The following is an 18,878-nucleotide window of genomic DNA, read 5'->3' on the forward strand; positions in this document are numbered from 1 at the left end:
CCCAATAAATGGAAAAAGGCTCAGTAATGAGCCTTTTTTATTCTATGACGATGCAAGCCTTTAACTTTGATAACCTGACTCCTGACTTCATGTGGTACGCACTGGAGAGCATCGGAGTTCGCGCTGAATCCGGGCTTCTCGCTCTCAACAGTTACGAAAACCGTGTCTATCAGTTCACCGATGAAGACCGTAAGCGCTACGTCGTTAAGTTTTATCGTCCGCAACGCTGGAACAAAGCACAGATCCAAGAAGAGCATGACTTCGCACTCGAGCTTATCGAACAAGAGATGCCAGTTGCTCCTCCAATGCGAGTTAACGGTGCAACCTTGCATGAATACCAAGGCTACCTATTTGCACTATTTGAAAGTGTTGGCGGCAGACAGTATGAAGTGGATAACCTAGACCAGCTGGAAGGCGTAGGGCGTTTTCTTGGTCGTATTCATAAAGCCAGCGCAGGAAGAACATTCCAACATCGCCCGACCATCAGCTTAGATGAATACCTTTATCAGCCACGTAAGATTCTAGAGAACTCTCAGTTTATCCCGACGCACCTAGAAAACGCCTTCTTCAATGACGTTGACCTTCTGATCAAAGAACTAGAGAGCCAGTGGCCGAGCAACATTGAGAATATCCGCCTGCATGGTGACTGCCACCCTGGCAATATCTTGTGGCGCGATGGGCCAATGTTCGTCGATCTTGATGACGCTCGTAACGGCCCTGCGATACAAGATTTGTGGATGCTGCTTAATGGCGAACGCCAAGATAAGCTGATGCAACTGGATATTTTGCTCGAGAGTTACCAAGAATTTTGCGATTTTAATACCGCACAACTGAAACTAATCGAACCACTACGCGGTCTACGTATGGTGCATTACATGGCATGGTTGGCGAAACGATGGCACGATCCAGCGTTTCCTCTGGCCTTCCCGTGGTTTAATGATCCGAAATATTGGGAGCAACAAGTACTTGCTTGTAAAGAGCAAATTGCTACCCTGCAAGAGCCACCACTTTCGTTAATGCCTCAGTGGTAACAGCAATCGCAACATACAACTAGATAAAAATTCAAACATAATGGAGATTGGATAAATGAAAAAGCTATTCGCATTTTTCTCATTGATCATGTTGAGCCTTTCAGCTCACGCTGCGAAATTTAACGAAGGTGAACACTACAAAGTTCTCGACCTAGAAGCATCAAAAAAACCAATGGTGACAGAGTTCTTCTCTTTTTACTGCCCACACTGTAATAGCTTTGAGCCAATCATCCAGCAGCTAAAACAACAGCTACCTAAAGACGCTAAGCTTCAGAAGAACCATGTTTCATTCATGGGTGGCAACATGGGTCTGCCAATGAGCAAAGCTTATGCGACCATGATTGCACTGAAAGTTGAAGACAAAATGGTGCCAGTGATGTTTAACCGCATCCACACAATGAACAAGCCACCACGTGATGAAGAAGAACTGCGTCAAATCTTCCTAGACGAAGGCGTTGATGCGAAGAAATTCGATGCTGCGTATAACGGCTTTGCCGTAGATTCTATGGTTCGTCGCTTCGACAAAGCATTCAAAGACAGCGGCCTTTCAGGTGTACCCGCTGTTGTGGTTAACAACCGCTACCTAGTAGAAGCTCAGGGTATCAACTCTCTTGATGAGTACTTCGAGCTCGTGAACTTCTTATTAAAGAAGTAAGCCATTGATGAAAGGAAGCTTCGGCTTCCTTTTTTTTGGCTAGTTCAAAAATCATTATTGATAAATAATCAGCCAGAAAACGCAGTGCTTTGCTGATATTAATAACCCGTCCTAAGAATCGGTGGGCAAGGAGCCCTTAAATGAAAATAAAAATAACTCTCTTGGCATTGAGCGTTGCGGCTTCTCCTGCTTTTGCCAAGCTTGCAGACCAACAAGGTTTCAGTGGTGAAATCTCTATCAATACCGGGGTTGCCTCTTCCACCTCGAACTTTAATACCGATGCTGATAGCAATCTTTCATCCACAGATCAGAAGGCTTCTTCGGAAAGCTCTTTTCTGGTTGCTCCTTTAGGCAGCGTTGCTTATACCTTTGGTGAAAAGCTAAACCATCAGGTTTACACGGGTACCGCTCGTGATGACATAGCAACGGGTACTGTTGTTCTAGAGGTTGGTTATAAATACCAGCTTGAGTCTGGCATGGTGATCGACGCTTCACTGCTGCCAACCATTATGTCAGGTGATACCTGGGCTGATCCGTACAACGCCACATCAGCTCGCACAAAGACCGATGAGACTGGCAATGCCTTTCGTTTGAAGCTAAGCAGTATTGCGGGCTCAGCTTTCTCGCTAGACATGGCCTATGCAACCAAAGATGTTGAGCAAGATGATGTGCCCGATGAACTAAAGCGTGATGCGGATACCTTCTACCTTAAAGGCCAGTATCGACAGCCTCTGAGTCGTACCATGATGCTTATCCCATCTATCATCTACCAAACACGTGATGCAGATGGTAAAGCTGAGTCTTACGACCAAATTGGTGCAGAAGTGAGCCTATTCGGCACCGCAGGTCGCCACCAATATGCACTAACCGCTGGTTACAACCAACGAGATTACGATGCGGGTAGCTCTTTGTTCAACAATACGAAACGTAGCGACGACAACATCAATCTATTCGCCGCCTATGAATATGATCAATTCATGGATTGGGAAAACTGGTCGTTTATTTCACTGGCGGGCTACGGCACCAGCGACTCGAACATTACCTTCTACGACGAATCGCAATACATCGTTTCAGTTGGCTTGAACTACAAGTTCTAACCTTAGCGAGTATGAACTGCAATCCAACGAAAGCCTGCATCTAAGCAGGCTTTTTTCTGCTTGCTAGACAGCTTGAGCCGTGAGTTGTTTCAGCAAGCGATCCATCGCGCGATAGCCTAGCGCTTCCGATAGATGTTTCTTTTCGATCTGCTCGTTACCGTCAAGGTCGGCAATGGTTCGTGCCACCTTAATGATTCGATGATAAGCACGAATCGATAAACCCAATCTGTGCAACGCCGTTTCCAGAAACTCCGCATCCTCACGCCTTAATGGGCAATACTTCTCAATTTCTCGGCTACCTAATAGTGCATTCGATTTATGGTTGCGAGATAGCATCAACTCTCGCGCCAGCCTAACCCTTTGCTTAACTACTTGAGTGGTTTCACCGCGGTCACCGCCTTCGGCTAACATTCCTTTTGGCAGCAGAGGGATCTCCAATGACATATCAAACCTATCCAGCAAAGGGCCAGATAAACGATTGAGGTAACGCAGTATGATCTGTGGGTTGGCGCGTGCTTGGTTACCTTCGTAGTAGCCCGTTGGACTGGGGTTGAGTGCACCCACTAACTGAAAACGAGCAGGGAAACGAGTCTTTCCCGCAACACGGGAGATAATGATCTCACCAGACTCAAGTGGCTCTCGCAATGAATCAAGCACCTTGCGCTCAAACTCCGGCATCTCATCCAAGAACAATAAGCCGTTATGCGCCAAAGAGATCTCTCCGGGGCGAGGCACCGAGCCTCCACCGACCAATGCCGCCATTGAACTGGAATGGTGAGGGGATCGAAAAGGTCGTTGCTTCCAGTTGTATTGATTGATCTCTTGTTGCGTTAACGAGGCCACCGACGCGGTTTCCATCGCCTCGTCATCACTCATTTCAGGTAGCAAGTCACGCAGTCGAGAAGCGAGCATGGTCTTGCCGGTTCCGGGCGGGCCAAGAAACAATAAGTTGTGATTCCCAGCAGCAGCGATCTCCAGAGCTCGCTTGCCTTGTTGTTGGCCGATAATATCTTGTAGGTCGCGAAGTTCTGAAACATCAGCCTGATGATGTTCTGTTCTATATAACCCAAGCTGCGCCTGTCCACACATGTCAGCGCAAACCTCCAACAAGGTTTGTGCAGATTTATGCGCTCCCTTACCCACCAGCGCAGCCTGATCACCGTTATGGTGCGGGACAACTAAACATCGCTCGACACTATCGGCGGCTAACGTCGCTGGCAACACGCCCTTTACTGAGCGTAATTCTCCTGACAACGCCAACTCACCGATGAATTCATGCTGAGCTATTTTTGATGTCGGAAGCTGATCCGATGCGACTAAAATCCCAAGCGCGATTGGCAGGTCAAAACGGCCTCCTTCTTTAGGCAAATCGGCTGGGGCGAGGTTGACCGTGATTCTTTTTGATGGAAACTCAAAGCGAGAATTGATGATCGCACTTCTCACTCGATCTTTAGATTCCTTGACCGTTGTTTCAGGCAGACCCACCAGCGTAAAGCCAGGCATTCCGTTGCTTATATGCACTTCAACGGTCACTTCTGGTGCCTCTACACCCACACTAGCTCGGCTATGAATTATCGCGAGTCCCATAACTTTCCTTTGTCTTTGATTTAAAAGTATTCGCTCTGGATATTCGTTGCTCACCAAAGCTATAAGGTTGTTATATAGCTTGGTGGAATGGTGTTTTAATGTGAAAAAAGAATGACATTTTCCTTGTCATGCGGCAGATTTGTGTGATAACACTAGAGATGTAGACATTTACTGAAGACAATAAACGAGAAAACTCGAATATTATGATTTTTAACGCTCGCATTTACGCACTGATTAACCTGATTATCGTAGTCATTATTAAGACTGCGCGGGGGCGAGTGGGAAGAAAGTAACCACGAATTAGAAAAAACCCCCGCACTGACAAGTCCGGGGGTTTTTTCTAATTTAAACATTCGATTTTTATATTTTTGAGCATTTTCGGCTTTGCCGATTTACAGGAAGAATGGGAGCACAAGATGTGCAGAGACAAAGGAAACAGTTACCAAAATAAAGGTAATACGGGAGAATTCCGATGAAAGGCGCAGAACTAGTCGTATCCGCACTCAAGCAACAAGGAATTGAGACCGTATTTGGTTACCCAGGTGGTGCCATCATGCCAATCTACGATGCACTCTATGACGGCGGGGTTGAACATATCCTATGTCGCCATGAGCAAGGCGCAGCTATGGCCGCGATCGGCATGGCTCGTGCAACACAAGATGTTGCTGTTTGTATGGCAACGTCTGGCCCAGGTGCTACCAACCTAGTCACTGGCCTTGCTGATGCCTTTATGGACTCTATCCCAATGGTTGCCATCACTGGTCAGGTTGCAAGTTCCCACATTGGTACCGATGCATTCCAAGAAATGGATGTGATTGGTATGTCTCTGTCATGTACTAAACACAGCTACCTAGTAACTGATATTGAAGATCTTGCTCCAACGCTCGCTGAAGCGTTTGTGGTAGCAAAGTCTGGCCGTCCTGGCCCGGTTATCGTCGATATCGCGAAAGATGTTCAACTAGCAGAAGCACCTGTTAACGCTCTTCCTGAATTTACTCCACCCGCAATTCCTGTTGCGACAACTGATGCCATTGAACAGGCACAGTACTTTTTGTCTCAAGCAACCCGTCCTGTTTTATACGTAGGTGGTGGTGTTCAACTTGCTAAAGCAACCGATGCGGTTCGTGAGTTTTTACGCCTAAACCCAATGCCAGCCGTAAGCACACTGAAAGGCTTGGGAACTATCGAACGTGACGACCCACACTACCTTGGTATGTTGGGTATGCACGGCACTAAAGCCGCTAACCTTGTGGTTCAAGAGAGTGACCTATTGATTGTTGTCGGTGCTCGTTTTGATGACCGAGTAACAGGCAAACTCGATACCTTCGCGCCGCATGCTAAGGTTATCCATATCGATATCGATGCCGCTGAGTTCAGTAAACTGCGTCTTGCCAATGCGCCAATTCGCGGTGACATCAACAAGATCATGCCTCAACTAGAGCTAAGCCAAGACATTTCCTCTTGGGTTCACCACTCTGAAGGCCTTCGTAGCTCATTCAAATGGCGTTACGACCACCCTGGCGATCTGATCTTTGCTCCACTGTTGTTGAAGCAACTTTCAGACATGATGCCAGCAAGCTCTATCGTATCGACTGATGTGGGCCAACACCAAATGTGGGCAGCTCAACACATTCAGCCGCGCGATCCACAGAACTTCATTACCTCAGCCGGTTTAGGCACCATGGGCTTTGGCTTGCCAGCTGCAATGGGTGCATCGGTTGGGCGTCCTGATGACCAATCTATACTTATCTCTGGTGACGGCTCGTTCATGATGAACATTCAAGAGCTTGGTACATTGAAGCGTCGTCAGATCCCAGTGAAGATGGTACTGCTTAATAACTCTCGTTTGGGCATGGTTCGCCAATGGCAATCGCTGTTCTTTGATGGCCGCCACAGTGAAACTATCTTGGATGACAACCCAGATTTCGTGATGCTCGCGAAAGCGTTCGATATCCCGGGCAAAACCATCACTCGTAAAGAGGAAGTAGAACCCGCATTGAAAGAGATGCTAGAGAGCAAAACCGCTTACCTACTTCATGTTCTTATCGATGAAGAAGAAAACGTATGGCCACTAGTACCGCCAGGTGCTTCAAACAGTGAGATGTTGGAGAACACATAACATGAAAAGATACCTATTAGACATCAAAGCCGATGATAAGCCTGTACTACTAGAGCGTGTTCTTCGTGTTATCCGCCACCGTGGTTTCATTGTTAAGCAAGTTGCGGGCACTCAAAACCACGAAAGCAAAGTGGCGAGTGTTGAGATCATCGTAGACAGCGACCGTCCGATCTCGTTCTTGGTAAACCAAATCGAAAAGCTGTGGGACGTGCGTACCGTTGACGTTATTTCTATCAGCCGTAATGAATTGCCAAACAACAACTTACAACAAAAGATAAACGCATAAGGAACCGCAAACATGACAGCTAAAACAGCAGACTATATTTGGTTTAACGGTGAGATGGTTCCTTGGGCAGAGGCGAACGTTCACGTCCTGACTCACGCAATGCACTACGGTACTTCAGTGTTTGAAGGTGTTCGTTGTTACAACACACCAAAGGGGCCGGTTATCTTCCGTCACCCTGAACATGCTAAGCGCCTAAAAGATTCAGCAAAAATCTACCGCTTCCCTATTCCTTACACAGAGGAAGAAATTATGGAAGCGACTCGCGAAACGCTACGCCAAAATAAGCTAGAGTCAGCGTACATTCGCCCTCTAGGTTTCGTTGGCAACGTTGGTTTGGGTGTCTGCCCGCCAGAAAATACCGAGATGGAACTGATCATCGCAGCTTTCCCTTGGGGTTCTTATCTAGGCGAAGAAGCGCTAGAAAACGGCGTTGATGCAATGATTTCTAGCTGGAACCGTGCCGCTCCAAACACGATCCCAACCGCAGCAAAAGCCGGTGGTAACTACCTATCTTCACTATTAGTTGGTGGCGAAGCTCGCCGTCATGGTTACGATGAAGGCATCGCACTGAGTGTTGATGGTTACCTTTCTGAAGGGGCTGGTGAGAACATCTTTGTGGTACGTAACGGCGTGCTATCAACGCCACCAGCGACCAGCGCAATTCTGCCGGGTATCACTCGTGATTCGATCATGACACTAGCAAAAGACATGGGTTATGAGATCCGTGAAGAGAACATTGCTCGTGAAGCGCTCTACCTTGCCGATGAAGTCTTCATGACAGGCACAGCTGCCGAGATCGTTCCGGTTCGCAGCGTAGACAAAATTACAGTAGGTGAAGGCAAACGAGGTTCTATCACTGAAAAAGTTCAAGCGGCTTACTTTGGTCTATTCAATGGCACCACTGAAGATAAGTGGGGCTGGTTAGATTATGTTTACCCAGCAGACCAAACTTCAGAAAACCAAACGCAAACAACTAAGTAAGCAACAGCCAAATATTTTATAAGGATTTAAGCAATGCCAATCTATCGTTCAGCAACGACTACCCACGGACGCAACATGGCTGGTGCGCGCGCTTTATGGCGTGCAACTGGCGTTAAAGATGATGACTTCGGTAAGCCAATCATCGCGGTTGTAAACTCGTTCACTCAATTTGTACCAGGCCACGTTCACCTTAAAGACATGGGTCAACTGGTTGCGGGTGAAATCGAGAAAGCGGGCGGCATCGCTAAAGAGTTCAACACCATCGCAGTTGATGATGGTATCGCAATGGGTCACGGCGGCATGCTGTACTCACTGCCATCACGTGAGCTTATCGCAGATTCAGTAGAATACATGGTCAATGCGCACTGTGCAGATGCGATGGTGTGTATCTCTAACTGTGACAAAATCACTCCGGGAATGATGATGGCAGCAATGCGTCTTAACATCCCAGTGATCTTTGTGTCTGGTGGCCCAATGGAAGCGGGTAAAACCAAACTTTCAGATCAAATCATCAAGCTAGACCTTGTTGACGCGATGATTCAGGGTGCCGATCCAACCATTTCTGATGAGCAAAGTGAGCAAGTGGAGCGTTCTGCATGTCCAACATGTGGTTCATGTTCAGGTATGTTCACAGCGAACTCAATGAACTGTCTAACAGAAGCGCTTGGCCTATCTCAGCCAGGTAACGGTTCTATGCTAGCAACGCACGCAGACCGTGAAGAGCTGTTCATCAATGCCGGTAAACGTATCGTTGACCTAACTAAGCGTTACTACGAGCAAGATGACGAATCAGCACTGCCACGCAACATCGCTAACCGCGCAGCCTTTGATAATGCAATGGCGCTAGATATCGCGATGGGCGGTTCAAGTAACACAGTACTTCACCTTTTAGCGGCAGCTCAAGAAGGTGAGATTGATTTTGATATGGGTGATATCGACGAGATGTCTCGCCGCGTCCCACACTTATGTAAGGTTGCGCCTTCAACACCTAAATATCACATGGAAGATGTTCACCGTGCTGGTGGTGTAATGGCTATCCTAGGTGAGCTTGATCGTGCAGGTCTATTGAACAACCAAACTCGCACCGTTCTTGGTCTAAGCATGCAAGAGCAACTTGCTCAATATGACATCATGCAGACAGAAGACGAAGCCGTGCTTAAGTTCTTCCGCGCAGGCCCTGCTGGTATCCGTACTACCAAAGCTTTCTCACAAGATTGTCGTTGGGATCGCCTTGATGATGACCGCGTCGATGGTTGTATTCGTACCAAAGAGAACGCATTCAGCCAAGAAGGTGGCCTAGCGGTACTTTCAGGTAACATCGCCGTTGATGGTTGTATCGTTAAGACCGCGGGTGTTGATGAAGAAAACCTTAAGTTCCAAGGCCCTGCAATCGTATTCGAAAGCCAAGACACAGCAGTAGACGGTATCTTAGCGGGTAAAGTAAAAGCAGGCGAAGTGGTTGTTATCCGTTACGAAGGTCCTAAAGGTGGTCCGGGCATGCAAGAAATGCTCTACCCAACCACTTACCTAAAATCTATGGGTCTAGGTAAGTCTTGTGCTCTTCTAACTGACGGACGTTTCTCTGGTGGTACATCAGGTCTGTCTATCGGCCACGCTTCTCCAGAAGCAGCAAGTGGCGGTGTGATTGGTCTAGTGAACACGGGCGATATTATCACTATCGACATCCCTAGCCGCTCAATCACACTTGATGTGCCTGAAGCAGAGCTTGAAGCACGTCGTGTTAAGCAAGATGCACTAGGCTGGAAACCAGAAAACCGTCAGCGTGAAGTGTCTTTTGCACTGAAGGCTTACGCAAGCATGGCGACCAGTGCCGACAAAGGCGCAGTACGTGATAAGTCTAAACTTGAGGGCTAACTATGAGTGATGACACCTCCAGTCCCCAGAAACAAACTGGCGCAGATTACCTGCGTCAGATCCTGAGAGCGCCGGTTTACGAAGCGGCAATCGTGACACCTCTACAGGATATGCCGCGTTTAAGCGCGCGCATTGGTAATCAGGTTCAGCTTAAACGAGAAGACCGTCAGCCGGTGCACTCGTTCAAGCTACGCGGCGCCTACAACATGGTATCAAGCCTTTCTGAGCAGCAAAAAGCCGCAGGTGTGATTGCTGCATCGGCGGGTAACCATGCTCAAGGTATGGCGCTGTCTGGTTCTAAGTTGGGAATTCAGACCACGATTGTGATGCCAAAAACCACGCCAGACATCAAGGTTGATGCGGTACGTGGCTTTGGCGGTAACGTGGTTTTGCACGGCAGCAACTTTGATGAAGCCAAGGCAGAAGCCGAGCGTCTTTCTGCTGAACATGGCTTTACCTTTGTGCCTCCTTTCGATCACCCACTGGTGATTGCAGGGCAAGGTACGATGGGTATGGAGATGCTGCAGCAAAACGGTCACATGGATTATATCTTTGTGCCGGTTGGCGGTGGTGGCTTAGCTGCGGGTGTTGCTGTATTAGTAAAACAGCTGATGCCAGAGATTAAAGTCATTGCAGTAGAACCAGAAGATTCGTCGTGCTTAAAAGCGGCTCTCGATGCTGGTGAACCTGTGGTACTGGATCAGGTCAGCATGTTTGCTGATGGTGTGGCGGTTAAACGCATTGGTGAAGAAACCTTCCGTCTTTGCCAACAGTACATTGACGGTCACATTGCAGTCTCTAGTGATGAGATCTGCTCTGCGGTGAAAGACATCTTTGAAGACACTCGAGCGATAGCTGAACCTTCAGGAGCGCTTGCTCTGGCTGGCTTGAAGAAGTTTGCTGAACAGAACCAACTGCAAGACAAGCAATTAGCAACGGTACTGTCTGGTGCTAACACCAACTTCCACGGCCTGCGATATGTCTCTGAACGTTGTGAGCTGGGTGAGAAGCGAGAAGGTCTACTTGCGGTTACTATTCCAGAGCGACAAGGGGCATTCCTAGAGTTCTGTAATATCATTGGTGGCCGAGCGGTGACTGAGTTTAACTACCGCCACAACGACGAAAGCCTAGCGAATATCTTCGTTGGTGTACGCCTACAAGGTGGTCAAGAAGAACTCGAACACATCATCAATGACTTACGTGAGGGCGGCTACCCGGTTGTCGATCTCTCTGATGATGAGATGGCAAAACTGCACATTCGCTACATGATTGGCGGTAAACCATCGAAACCACTGAAAGAACGCCTATACAGCTTTGAGTTCCCAGAGTACCCAGGTGCATTGATTAAATTCCTTGATACCTTAGGGACACACTGGAATATCAGCCTATTCAATTACCGTAACCACGGTGCCGACTACGGCCGTGTATTGTGTGGCTTTGAACTTGATGACGATGATTTGGCTCAGTTCTCAACACACCTACGAGAGCTTGGCTATCAGTGTAAAGATGAAACCGATAACCCTTCCTACAAATTCTTCTTGTCTTAAGAGTTAACGACCGAATCAAAAAAGAGCGAGTATTTACTCGCTCTTTTTATTGGTGCTGATTCAGCTCAAGCTTGAAAAGGATCTTCTTGTAAACAGATCATTAGATCGCCTTGCGATGATCCAACCAATCTTGGTGAAGTTGCTCACTCGATCCTAGGTACTTCACCATCCATTCGATCAGTTTATGGTTATCGTCTTTTCGCCATACCAAACAACAATGACTCTGCGGGCTCGGTTCAGGCAGTATTTTCTCCACCAGCAGGCCTTGTTCGATAATTGGTGCGGCAATGTGCCTCGGCATATAACCCACCCCTACCCCATTTTTAAGGCATTCAATTGCGCTATACCAATTAGGCAACAACAGGCGTCTTTGATTTGAGTAGTGGCCTGTGTGTCGCTTAGGGAGCACGCTAGAGGTATCGTCCAAACATATCGCGGGATACTGGCTAACAAACTCTTCATTGAGGTTTTGCTCTCGCACACACGGGTGGCTTGGCGACATCACAAACGCCCAATCTAGGCGTCCCATATCTTTAACCTCAAAGTCGCCACCGACCGGTATCGCTGAGGTTGCGCCAATCACAATATCCGCTCGGCCCTGTGCAATCGCCTCCCAAGAGCCATTAAACACCTCCATGTTGATCTGAAGCTCTGCAAACTCAAAGGTTTGGTAGAACTCTTCAATCATCGGCTTCATTTTGTCGAGCTTAACCACGTTATCGAGCGTTAGGCGCAAGGTTTTCTTCCAGCCACGCGCCGCTCGGCGAGTCTGGGCACTGACTTCTTCCATCTGTCTCAGTAACGCACGTGCCTCTTCAATGAACAATTCACCTGCCGGTGTCAGCTCTACTTTTCTTGGTAAACGTCTGAAAAGTAGAACATCCAGTTCTTGCTCAACCTGCCTAACACCGTAGCTGATCGCCGATGGTACTTTGTGCAATTGTTCTGCCGCCGCAGTAAAACTGCCTAGGCGAGCTACCGTATCGAGCATTTCTAAAGAGGATTTAGAGAACATAAGCCTTCAAATTTTTTGATTGATAACCACATATTTTAGCGTTTTATTTTATCAGGTTCGAAAAATAGAATGTCAGCATAAATAAACAGGGGCTTTCACTTCTGTATATCAAACAATTTTTTTGATGATAAAAACATCACTACCTTTAGCTTAATGGCATCTTATGAATATTTCTAAATTTCAATTGGTCTACCTTGCAGTTCTTTCAATGCTTGGCTTTATTGCGACCGATATGTACCTTCCTGCATTTAAGGCAATGGAAGTTGATTTCGCAACCGGCCCAGAGCAAATTGCTCTGTCTCTAACGGTATTCCTTGGCGGTATGGCAATGGGTCAGCTTCTTTGGGGCCTAGCGAGTGACAAGTATGGTCACCGTAATACGTTGGCGGTTGGTCTTGTTATCTTTACCGCAGCTTCATTCGGCTTAGCATTCAGCACCGAGGTATGGCACCTACTGACCCTGCGATTCATTCAAGCGATCGGCGTATGTGCTCCAGCGGTAATCTGGCAAGCAATGGTTATCAAGCGTTACTCGCAAAGCAGTAGCCAGCAAATTTTTGCAACCATCATGCCTTTGGTCGCGCTATCTCCAGCACTAGCACCTCAGCTAGGTGTGTTACTGGCAGATAACTTTGGCTGGCACAGTATCTTCATCACATTAACCTTGATGGGTGCACTGCTAGTGGCGACAACAATGGCTCAACCAAAAGAAGCGCCTGAAGTAAAACAGACATCGATTAAGACAGACATCAAGATGTTGCTTAAATCAAAGCCTTACATGGGTAATGTTTTAATGTTTGCATCAGCATCTGCAGCGTTCTTCGCTTACCTAACGGGTATGCCAGAGATCATGGCTCAACTAGGTTATGAAGCAAAAGACATCGGCCTAAGCTTCATCCCACAAACAATCGCGTTCATGGCGGGTGGTTACTTCGGTAAGCAAGCGGTGAAGAAATATGGCGATGGCGTTGTCCTAAGAAACCTTATCGGTTTGTTCAGCGTAGCGGCGATGCTTATCTTCATCGCATCACAGTGGGAATTGACGTCAATCTGGCCTCTACTTGCGCCTTTCTGTTTGATTGCTGTCGCAAACGGCGCACTTTACCCAATCGTAGTAAACCGTGCCCTATCAAGCGCTAAACAGAGCCCAGCAACAGCTGCTGGTCTACAAAACAGCCTACAAATCAGTATCAGTGGCCTATCAAGTGCATTGGTCGCTGCAATGGCTAGCCAAGCACTAAGCGCAACGGGTATCGCGGTTGTGATTTGCTTGGGTGCATTGTGGGTTGGCTATATTGTTTCGAACAAAGAGCTTTCTGAACACTTCGCGACACCTGATAACTCTCGAGTAGTAGCAGACGAGAAACAAGACTAGTTTCTGGATTAACGAAAACAAAAAAGAGCGAGATTACTCGCTCTTTTTTTATATCTAAACTCAGCCTCTGCTTATGACTATTTCGAAGCCGCTTCACCGTCAACAATTTCTAACGCTGGCGCTTTATGACGGCTGTATTCATCATAGTTAACCACTCGGCTGCGGCCCATATCTTTCGCCATGTACAAAGCATTATCGGCCATCTTAACCAGAGACTCGGTATCAGAGGCTGGCTTAGGGTATGTGGCCACACCAATTGAAACTCCAAGCTGCCCTAGCGATAGGCCTTTGTGCTCAAGGTGCATTGAACGCACCGCATCACACAAGGTTTGACCAAACTCCGTCGCTTCTTGCATTGAATAATGTGGAAGCAGTACCGCTAACTCCTCACCACCGAGTCGGCAAGCAATCTCGTCTTCGCTGACACTCTGTTTGAGTAGCGCACTGATCTCTTTCAATACGAAGTCACCCGCATCATGACCAAAGTTGTCATTGAAGCGTTTGAAGTGATCCAAATCGAGCATCAATAGCGATAATGGCTGCTCGCTGGTGGCCGAATTCATTGAGTGCTCTTCCAGTTTTTGTTCGAAGAAACGACGGTTGAATAAGCCAGTCAGCGGATCGCTCAATGCTTGCGAGCGAAGCTTCTCTTGCAGGCTCAAGTTAGCCAATGCTAAGCCTAAGTGCTCTGACACACTGAAAGCTAGTTGCTCAGTAATCGGGTCAATCTTGATGTCGCCGACACCAAAATAAAGGTGCATGATGCCGATGGTGTTGCCGTGTGCCGTCAACGGTATACACAGGGTTTGGTTGTTTTCCATCTCATGCATGTGACCACAGGTTAACGAATGGAAATCATCATTCGATTGATGTGCACGCCCCTTCCGCAGTGACCAGCACTCTTCTGGAGCAAAGCTCGCACTTCCCGGCCAAGTCTCTCCCCAATCGAGCTGAGTGATCAACTGATTACGCGATGCACGCATCAAAGAAACACTGCCGTTCACGTTACCAAGAATTCTCGGCAAGATATCCGACACGATCTGTTGGGCTTCCACCATGTTGTTACACGCCGCAAGCATATTCGCGAGGCGGTGCATCAACTCAATTTCGTGGGTTCGTTGGCGAATGCGTTCATCTTGCTTCTTCTGTTCTTCCTCCACTCGATGAACAATTTGGCGATTGCTCACGTAAGAGGTACCAATCAAGAAGCTCAAACTCAGCAACACCATACCAACCAGAATCCCCATCAATTGGAAGTTCATCTGTTTCAGTTGATGCATTGGCGAAGAGATCACGATAACGAAGTCTTGCCCGTTAATGCTCTCTTTCATTGAATAGTAGATTCGGTCGATGGAGGTCACGGTACTAAAACGAACATCGCTGCCGGTACCTTGTTGAAGGGCTTGCTTGAATTCGGGGCGCTTACCGTGATTTTCAACTCTAGCTAGTGCATGGTCTGAAAGATCCGTATCACCTATTACGACACCATCGGGACTGATCACTTGGATTCGGAGTCGAGTGTTGGCTTGCGTTAAGTCTCCGATGTAATCATCGACATCCATATCAGCCGTAAATAATTCACTATCTTCACGAATTTCGTAGATAACGTCTGACATCAAAGAGACAAGATGATCACGCTCATTCTCAACAACCAGCTTTTCCAACGTTACATAAAAGCCATAGAGACCTATTAACATTGAAAAAGACAAAATAATGATCGGCAATGTTTGCCATTTCTTTTCAACCAATATCACCGTACATCAACCCATTTATACCGAACTACTGCCCGAATACTAACAATCTATTAAAAAAATACAATTGCCAAATTGATTATTTTGTTAGCAGTGAGTGACCGATACAAAAAAGCCAGTAGCGATGCTACTGGCTTTCGTAAGAATATCTTTTGAACGTTAGAGATTATTTCTTAGTTGGACGTTTCCAATCAGCAATCTTACGTTCTTTCGCACGGCTGATAACCAGCTCATTTTCAGAAACATCGCGTGTTACGGTAGAGCCAGCTCCAACGGTAGCACCATTACCAATCGTAACAGGCGCTATTAATTGGCTATCTGAACCAACGAACACGTCGTCGCCGATGATGGTCTTAAACTTATTCGCACCATCGTAGTTACAAGTAATTGCACCCGCACCCACGTTTACGCGCTGACCAATTTCAGCATCGCCTAGATACGTTAAGTGGTTCGCTTTAGAACCTTCACCAAGGCGAGTGTTCTTCACTTCGACAAAGTTACCAACGTGCGAGTTATTGCGCATGTCAGCACCAGGACGTAGACGAGTGAAAGGACCAACCGTACAGTCTTCACCGACCGTTGCACCTTCGATCACGCTGTATGGGCGAACAATGGTGTTGTCATCAATCTCACAGTCTTTCAATACACAACCAGTGCCGATAATCACGTTATCACCAATGCTTACGCTGCCTTCGATGATAACGTTAGTGTCAATCTCAACGTCCATACCGCACTGCAGTTCACCACGTAGATCAAAGCGGCTTGGGTCGCGTAGCATTACGCCTTGCTTCAATAACTTGTCTGCTTGCTCAGCTTGGTAAGCGCGCTCTAGACGAGCCAGTTGAGAGCGGTCATTCACGCCTTCCACTTCAATCGGGCTTACTGGGTGTACCGCTTCAACTGCACGACCTTCGTCGTGAGCCGCTGCGATAACGTCAGTCAGGTAGTATTCACCCTGTGCGTTGTCGTTACTTAGACCAGACAGCCAACGCTTCAGGTCACCACCAGTCGCAACCATAACGCCAGTGTTGATCTCTTTGATAAGCTTCTGCTCATCCGTTGCATCTTTCTGCTCAACGATAGCCACAACAGGGCCATTACGACGAATAATACGTCCGTAACCCATTGGGTTGTCTAATACGACAGTAAGTAGCGCGATGCCACCGTTTGGTTGAGCGTCTAATAGGTTTTCAATGGTTTCAGGTGAGATTAGTGGAACATCACCGTATAGCACCAATACTTTTTCATCATCAGCGAAATGTGCAGATGCTTGATCCACAGCGTGGCCTGTGCCGAGTTGTTCAGCTTGCAGTGCCCAGTTTACAGATTCTTCAGCTAAGGTAGCCTTCATCTGATCACCACCGTGGCCATAAACCAGGTTGATGTTTTGAGCACCTAGACCATTACAGGTATCGATAACATGCTTCACCATTGGCTTACCCGCAAGTGTGTGCAGAACCTTTGGTGTGTTTGAATACATGCGAGTGCCTTTGCCCGCCGCGAGAATTACCGCGCTAAACTTCATTGTAAACCTATCCAACGTTATTTTTATTAAGCCGATATTGTAACCGTTTTTGGCCGAAAAATTAAATCGCAATAACCATTTAACCAGTAGTGATACGTAAAAGAAGCATTTTTGAGAACATCAAAAATGCAAAAAGGCGACCCTTAGGTCGCCTTTATCTCAGAGTCTATAATCTTAAAAAGATTAACGACGCTGTTTTGTCAGTTCGATAACTCGTAACTGAGCAATGGCTTTAGCCAGTTCACCGGCCGCTTGTGCGAAGTCTATGTCGCCATGCTGATTTTGGATATTCTCCACAGCCTTGCGTTTAGCTTCTTCCGCCTTTGCTGCGTCTAGCTCTTCACCACGGATAGCTGTATCAGCCAGTACAGTCGCTGTACCAGGCTGAACTTCTACCATACCACCAGAAACATAAATAATTTCTTCGTGGCCGTGCTGCTTAACAATACGCACCATACCAGGCTTGATAGCGGTCAGCAGTGGAGTATGACCATGGAAAATACCAAGCTCACCCTCACTACCGGTCACCTGAAACGTCTCAACAAGGCCTGAGAAAATTTGTTTCTCTGCACTTACAACGTCTAGGTGAAAGGTTATTGCTGCCATATCGCCTCCTAGTTAGCCTTATAGCTTCTTAGCATTCTCGATAGCTTCGTCAATTGCACCACAGTACATGAACGCTTGCTCTGGAATGTCATCGTATTCACCAGATAGAAGACCTTGGAAGCCACGTAGAGTCTCTTTAAGAGGTACGTAAACGCCTGGGTCACCTGTAAATACTTCCGCTACGTGGTAAGGCTGAGTTAGGAACTTCTCAATCTTACGAGCACGAGATACAACTTGCTTATCTTCTTCAGATAGCTCGTCCATACCTAGGATAGCAATGATATCTTTCAGCTCTTTATAGCGCTGAAGAGTAGACTGAACGCCACGAGCGATGTCGTAGTGCTCTTGTCCAACTACCAATGGATCCAGTTGACGTGAAGTAGAATCTAGCGGGTCGATCGCTGGGTATAGACCCATAGATGCGATGTTACGGTTAAGTACAACCGTTGCATCCAAGTGAGCGAACGTTGTTGCTGGAGACGGGTCAGTCAAGTCATCCGCTGGTACGTATACCGCCTGTACAGACGTGATAGAACCAGATTTAGTTGACGTGATACGCTCTTGTAGAACACCCATTTCTTCAGCTAGTGTAGGTTGGTAACCTACCGCAGAAGGCATACGACCTAGAAGTGCTGATACTTCAGTACCTGCTAGTGTGTAACGGTAGATGTTATCAACGAACAGTAGAACGTCACGACCTTCGTCACGGAAGCGCTCTGCCATTGTTAGACCAGTCAGTGCAACACGTAGACGGTTACCTGGTGGCTCGTTCATCTGACCGTAAACCATCGCTACTTTTGATTCTTCAGGTTTTTCGATGTTTACAACACCTGCTTCCTGCATCTCAAAGTAGAAATCGTTACCTTCACGAGTACGCTCACCTACACCTGCAAATACAGATAGGCCTGAGTGTTGAAGTGCGATGTTGTTGATAAGTTCCATCATGTTAACGGTCTTACCTACACCAGCACCACCGAATAGACCGATTTTACCACCCTTAGCGAATGGACAAATCAAGTCGATTACTTTAACACCAGTTTCTAGAAGAGCGGTCTCGTTAGACTGCTCTTCGTAGCTTGGAGCTTCACGGTGAATGGCGTAATGCTCTTCAGCACCAATCTCGCCACACTCATCAATCGCGTCACCTAGGACGTTCATGATACGACCCAATGTCTTAGTACCTACTGGTACTGAGATTGGAGCGCCAGTATTTTCAACTGTCAAACCACGACGTAAACCATCAGAGCTACCCATTACGATTGCGCGAACTACGCCACCGCCAAGTTGTTGCTGAACTTCAAGAACTAGACGTTCTTGTACTTCATTAACATTCAGAGCGTCGTATACACGAGGTACTTCACCCTGTGGGAACTCTACGTCGACTACCGCACCGATGATCTGTACGATCTTACCTGTAGCCATCGTTAA

15 protein-coding genes are annotated in these 18,878 nt (G+C 47.2%); 9 read left to right on the forward strand and 6 right to left on the reverse strand.

Annotation, left to right across the window (positions count from 1 at the left end):
- Positions 1-44 precede the first annotated feature (44 nt).
- From MSG34_RS22430 to MSG34_RS22440, 3 genes are all read left to right on the forward strand, one after another.
- Positions 45-1,031, forward strand: a complete 987-nt coding sequence (locus MSG34_RS22430; RefSeq protein WP_248339488.1) for a serine/threonine protein kinase — start codon at positions 45-47, stop codon at positions 1,029-1,031.
- Positions 1,032-1,086: 55 nt separating this feature from the next.
- Positions 1,087-1,686, forward strand: coding sequence for a thiol:disulfide interchange protein DsbA/DsbL (locus MSG34_RS22435; RefSeq protein WP_048610871.1), 600 nt, complete (start codon positions 1,087-1,089; stop codon positions 1,684-1,686).
- A gap of 140 nt (positions 1,687-1,826) precedes the next feature.
- Complete coding sequence (locus tag MSG34_RS22440; protein ID WP_248339453.1) at positions 1,827-2,783, forward strand: DUF2860 domain-containing protein; 957 nt, start codon at positions 1,827-1,829, stop codon at positions 2,781-2,783.
- 63 nt (positions 2,784-2,846) lie between these two features.
- Here the strand turns inward: MSG34_RS22440 and MSG34_RS22445 are convergent, their stop codons facing one another.
- Positions 2,847-4,370, reverse strand: coding sequence for a YifB family Mg chelatase-like AAA ATPase (locus MSG34_RS22445; protein WP_248339455.1), 1,524 nt, complete (start codon positions 4,368-4,370; stop codon positions 2,847-2,849).
- Positions 4,371-4,842: 472 nt separating this feature from the next.
- On the opposite strand from MSG34_RS22445, the gene ilvG reads away from it, so the two are divergent.
- Genes ilvG through ilvA form a run of 5 tightly spaced genes read left to right on the forward strand, consistent with a single transcriptional unit; the run spans position 4,843 to position 11,178 of the window.
- Positions 4,843-6,489 (forward strand): acetolactate synthase 2 catalytic subunit, encoded by a 1,647-nt coding sequence (ilvG, locus tag MSG34_RS22450; RefSeq protein WP_050633566.1) that lies wholly within the window; start codon positions 4,843-4,845, stop codon positions 6,487-6,489.
- Position 6,490: 1 nt separating this feature from the next.
- A complete protein-coding gene (gene ilvM, locus MSG34_RS22455; protein WP_017055442.1) occupies positions 6,491-6,775 on the forward strand; it encodes an acetolactate synthase 2 small subunit in 285 nt (94 codons plus the stop codon).
- 12 nt (positions 6,776-6,787) lie between these two features.
- Complete coding sequence (locus tag MSG34_RS22460) at positions 6,788-7,756, forward strand: branched-chain amino acid transaminase (protein ID WP_248339457.1); 969 nt, start codon at positions 6,788-6,790, stop codon at positions 7,754-7,756.
- Between the two features lie 33 nt (positions 7,757-7,789).
- Positions 7,790-9,631 (forward strand): dihydroxy-acid dehydratase, encoded by a 1,842-nt coding sequence (gene ilvD, locus MSG34_RS22465; protein ID WP_048610861.1) that lies wholly within the window; start codon positions 7,790-7,792, stop codon positions 9,629-9,631.
- Positions 9,632-9,633: 2 nt separating this feature from the next.
- Complete coding sequence (gene ilvA, locus MSG34_RS22470) at positions 9,634-11,178, forward strand: threonine ammonia-lyase, biosynthetic (RefSeq protein ID WP_048610859.1); 1,545 nt, start codon at positions 9,634-9,636, stop codon at positions 11,176-11,178.
- 100 nt (positions 11,179-11,278) lie between these two features.
- On the opposite strand, the gene punR is transcribed toward ilvA, so the two are convergent.
- Positions 11,279-12,193 (reverse strand): DNA-binding transcriptional activator PunR, encoded by a 915-nt coding sequence (gene punR / locus MSG34_RS22475; protein ID WP_017058788.1) that lies wholly within the window; start codon positions 12,191-12,193, stop codon positions 11,279-11,281.
- A 163-nt stretch (positions 12,194-12,356) separates the two neighbouring features.
- Here punR and punC point away from each other — a divergent pair, with 163 nt between their 5' ends.
- Positions 12,357-13,568, forward strand: a complete 1,212-nt coding sequence (punC, locus tag MSG34_RS22480; protein ID WP_050633564.1) for a purine nucleoside transporter PunC — start codon at positions 12,357-12,359, stop codon at positions 13,566-13,568.
- Positions 13,569-13,645: 77 nt separating this feature from the next.
- Here the strand turns inward: punC and MSG34_RS22485 are convergent, their stop codons facing one another.
- From MSG34_RS22485 to atpD, 4 genes are all read right to left on the reverse strand, one after another.
- On the reverse strand, positions 13,646-15,265 hold the full coding sequence (locus MSG34_RS22485) for a sensor domain-containing diguanylate cyclase (protein WP_248339490.1): 1,620 nt from the start codon (positions 15,263-15,265) through the stop codon (positions 13,646-13,648).
- A 220-nt stretch (positions 15,266-15,485) separates the two neighbouring features.
- On the reverse strand, positions 15,486-16,844 hold the full coding sequence (glmU, locus tag MSG34_RS22490) for a bifunctional UDP-N-acetylglucosamine diphosphorylase/glucosamine-1-phosphate N-acetyltransferase GlmU (RefSeq protein WP_048610853.1): 1,359 nt from the start codon (positions 16,842-16,844) through the stop codon (positions 15,486-15,488).
- Between the two features lie 183 nt (positions 16,845-17,027).
- On the reverse strand, positions 17,028-17,450 hold the full coding sequence (locus tag MSG34_RS22495; protein WP_004735742.1) for a F0F1 ATP synthase subunit epsilon: 423 nt from the start codon (positions 17,448-17,450) through the stop codon (positions 17,028-17,030).
- An 18-nt stretch (positions 17,451-17,468) separates the two neighbouring features.
- Positions 17,469-18,872, reverse strand: coding sequence for a F0F1 ATP synthase subunit beta (gene atpD / locus MSG34_RS22500; protein ID WP_048610850.1), 1,404 nt, complete (start codon positions 18,870-18,872; stop codon positions 17,469-17,471).
- Positions 18,873-18,878 lie beyond the last annotated feature (6 nt).

The organism is Vibrio sp. 1CM2L, assembly GCF_023161695.1.
Lineage (GTDB): Bacteria > Pseudomonadota > Gammaproteobacteria > Enterobacterales > Vibrionaceae > Vibrio > Vibrio coralliirubri.

Excerpts from the sequence above, each read along its gene's own strand:
- MSG34_RS22430 (WP_248339488.1), top strand. The coding sequence starts at position 45 with ATGACGATGCAAGCCTTTAACTTTGATAACCTGACTCCTGACTTCATG.
- MSG34_RS22435 (WP_048610871.1), top strand. The coding sequence starts at position 1,087 with ATGAAAAAGCTATTCGCATTTTTCTCATTGATCATGTTGAGCCTTTCA.
- MSG34_RS22440 (WP_248339453.1), top strand. The coding sequence starts at position 1,827 with ATGAAAATAAAAATAACTCTCTTGGCATTGAGCGTTGCGGCTTCTCCT.
- MSG34_RS22445 (WP_248339455.1), bottom strand. The coding sequence starts at position 4,370 with ATGGGACTCGCGATAATTCATAGCCGAGCTAGTGTGGGTGTAGAGGCA.
- ilvG (WP_050633566.1), top strand. The coding sequence starts at position 4,843 with ATGAAAGGCGCAGAACTAGTCGTATCCGCACTCAAGCAACAAGGAATT.
- ilvM (WP_017055442.1), top strand. The coding sequence starts at position 6,491 with ATGAAAAGATACCTATTAGACATCAAAGCCGATGATAAGCCTGTACTA.
- MSG34_RS22460 (WP_248339457.1), top strand. The coding sequence starts at position 6,788 with ATGACAGCTAAAACAGCAGACTATATTTGGTTTAACGGTGAGATGGTT.
- ilvD (WP_048610861.1), top strand. The coding sequence starts at position 7,790 with ATGCCAATCTATCGTTCAGCAACGACTACCCACGGACGCAACATGGCT.
- ilvA (WP_048610859.1), top strand. The coding sequence starts at position 9,634 with ATGAGTGATGACACCTCCAGTCCCCAGAAACAAACTGGCGCAGATTAC.
- punR (WP_017058788.1), bottom strand. The coding sequence starts at position 12,193 with ATGTTCTCTAAATCCTCTTTAGAAATGCTCGATACGGTAGCTCGCCTA.
- punC (WP_050633564.1), top strand. The coding sequence starts at position 12,357 with ATGAATATTTCTAAATTTCAATTGGTCTACCTTGCAGTTCTTTCAATG.
- MSG34_RS22485 (WP_248339490.1), bottom strand. The coding sequence starts at position 15,265 with ATGTTAATAGGTCTCTATGGCTTTTATGTAACGTTGGAAAAGCTGGTT.
- glmU (WP_048610853.1), bottom strand. The coding sequence starts at position 16,844 with ATGAAGTTTAGCGCGGTAATTCTCGCGGCGGGCAAAGGCACTCGCATG.
- MSG34_RS22495 (WP_004735742.1), bottom strand. The coding sequence starts at position 17,450 with ATGGCAGCAATAACCTTTCACCTAGACGTTGTAAGTGCAGAGAAACAA.
- atpD (WP_048610850.1), bottom strand. The coding sequence starts at position 18,872 with ATGGCTACAGGTAAGATCGTACAGATCATCGGTGCGGTAGTCGACGTA.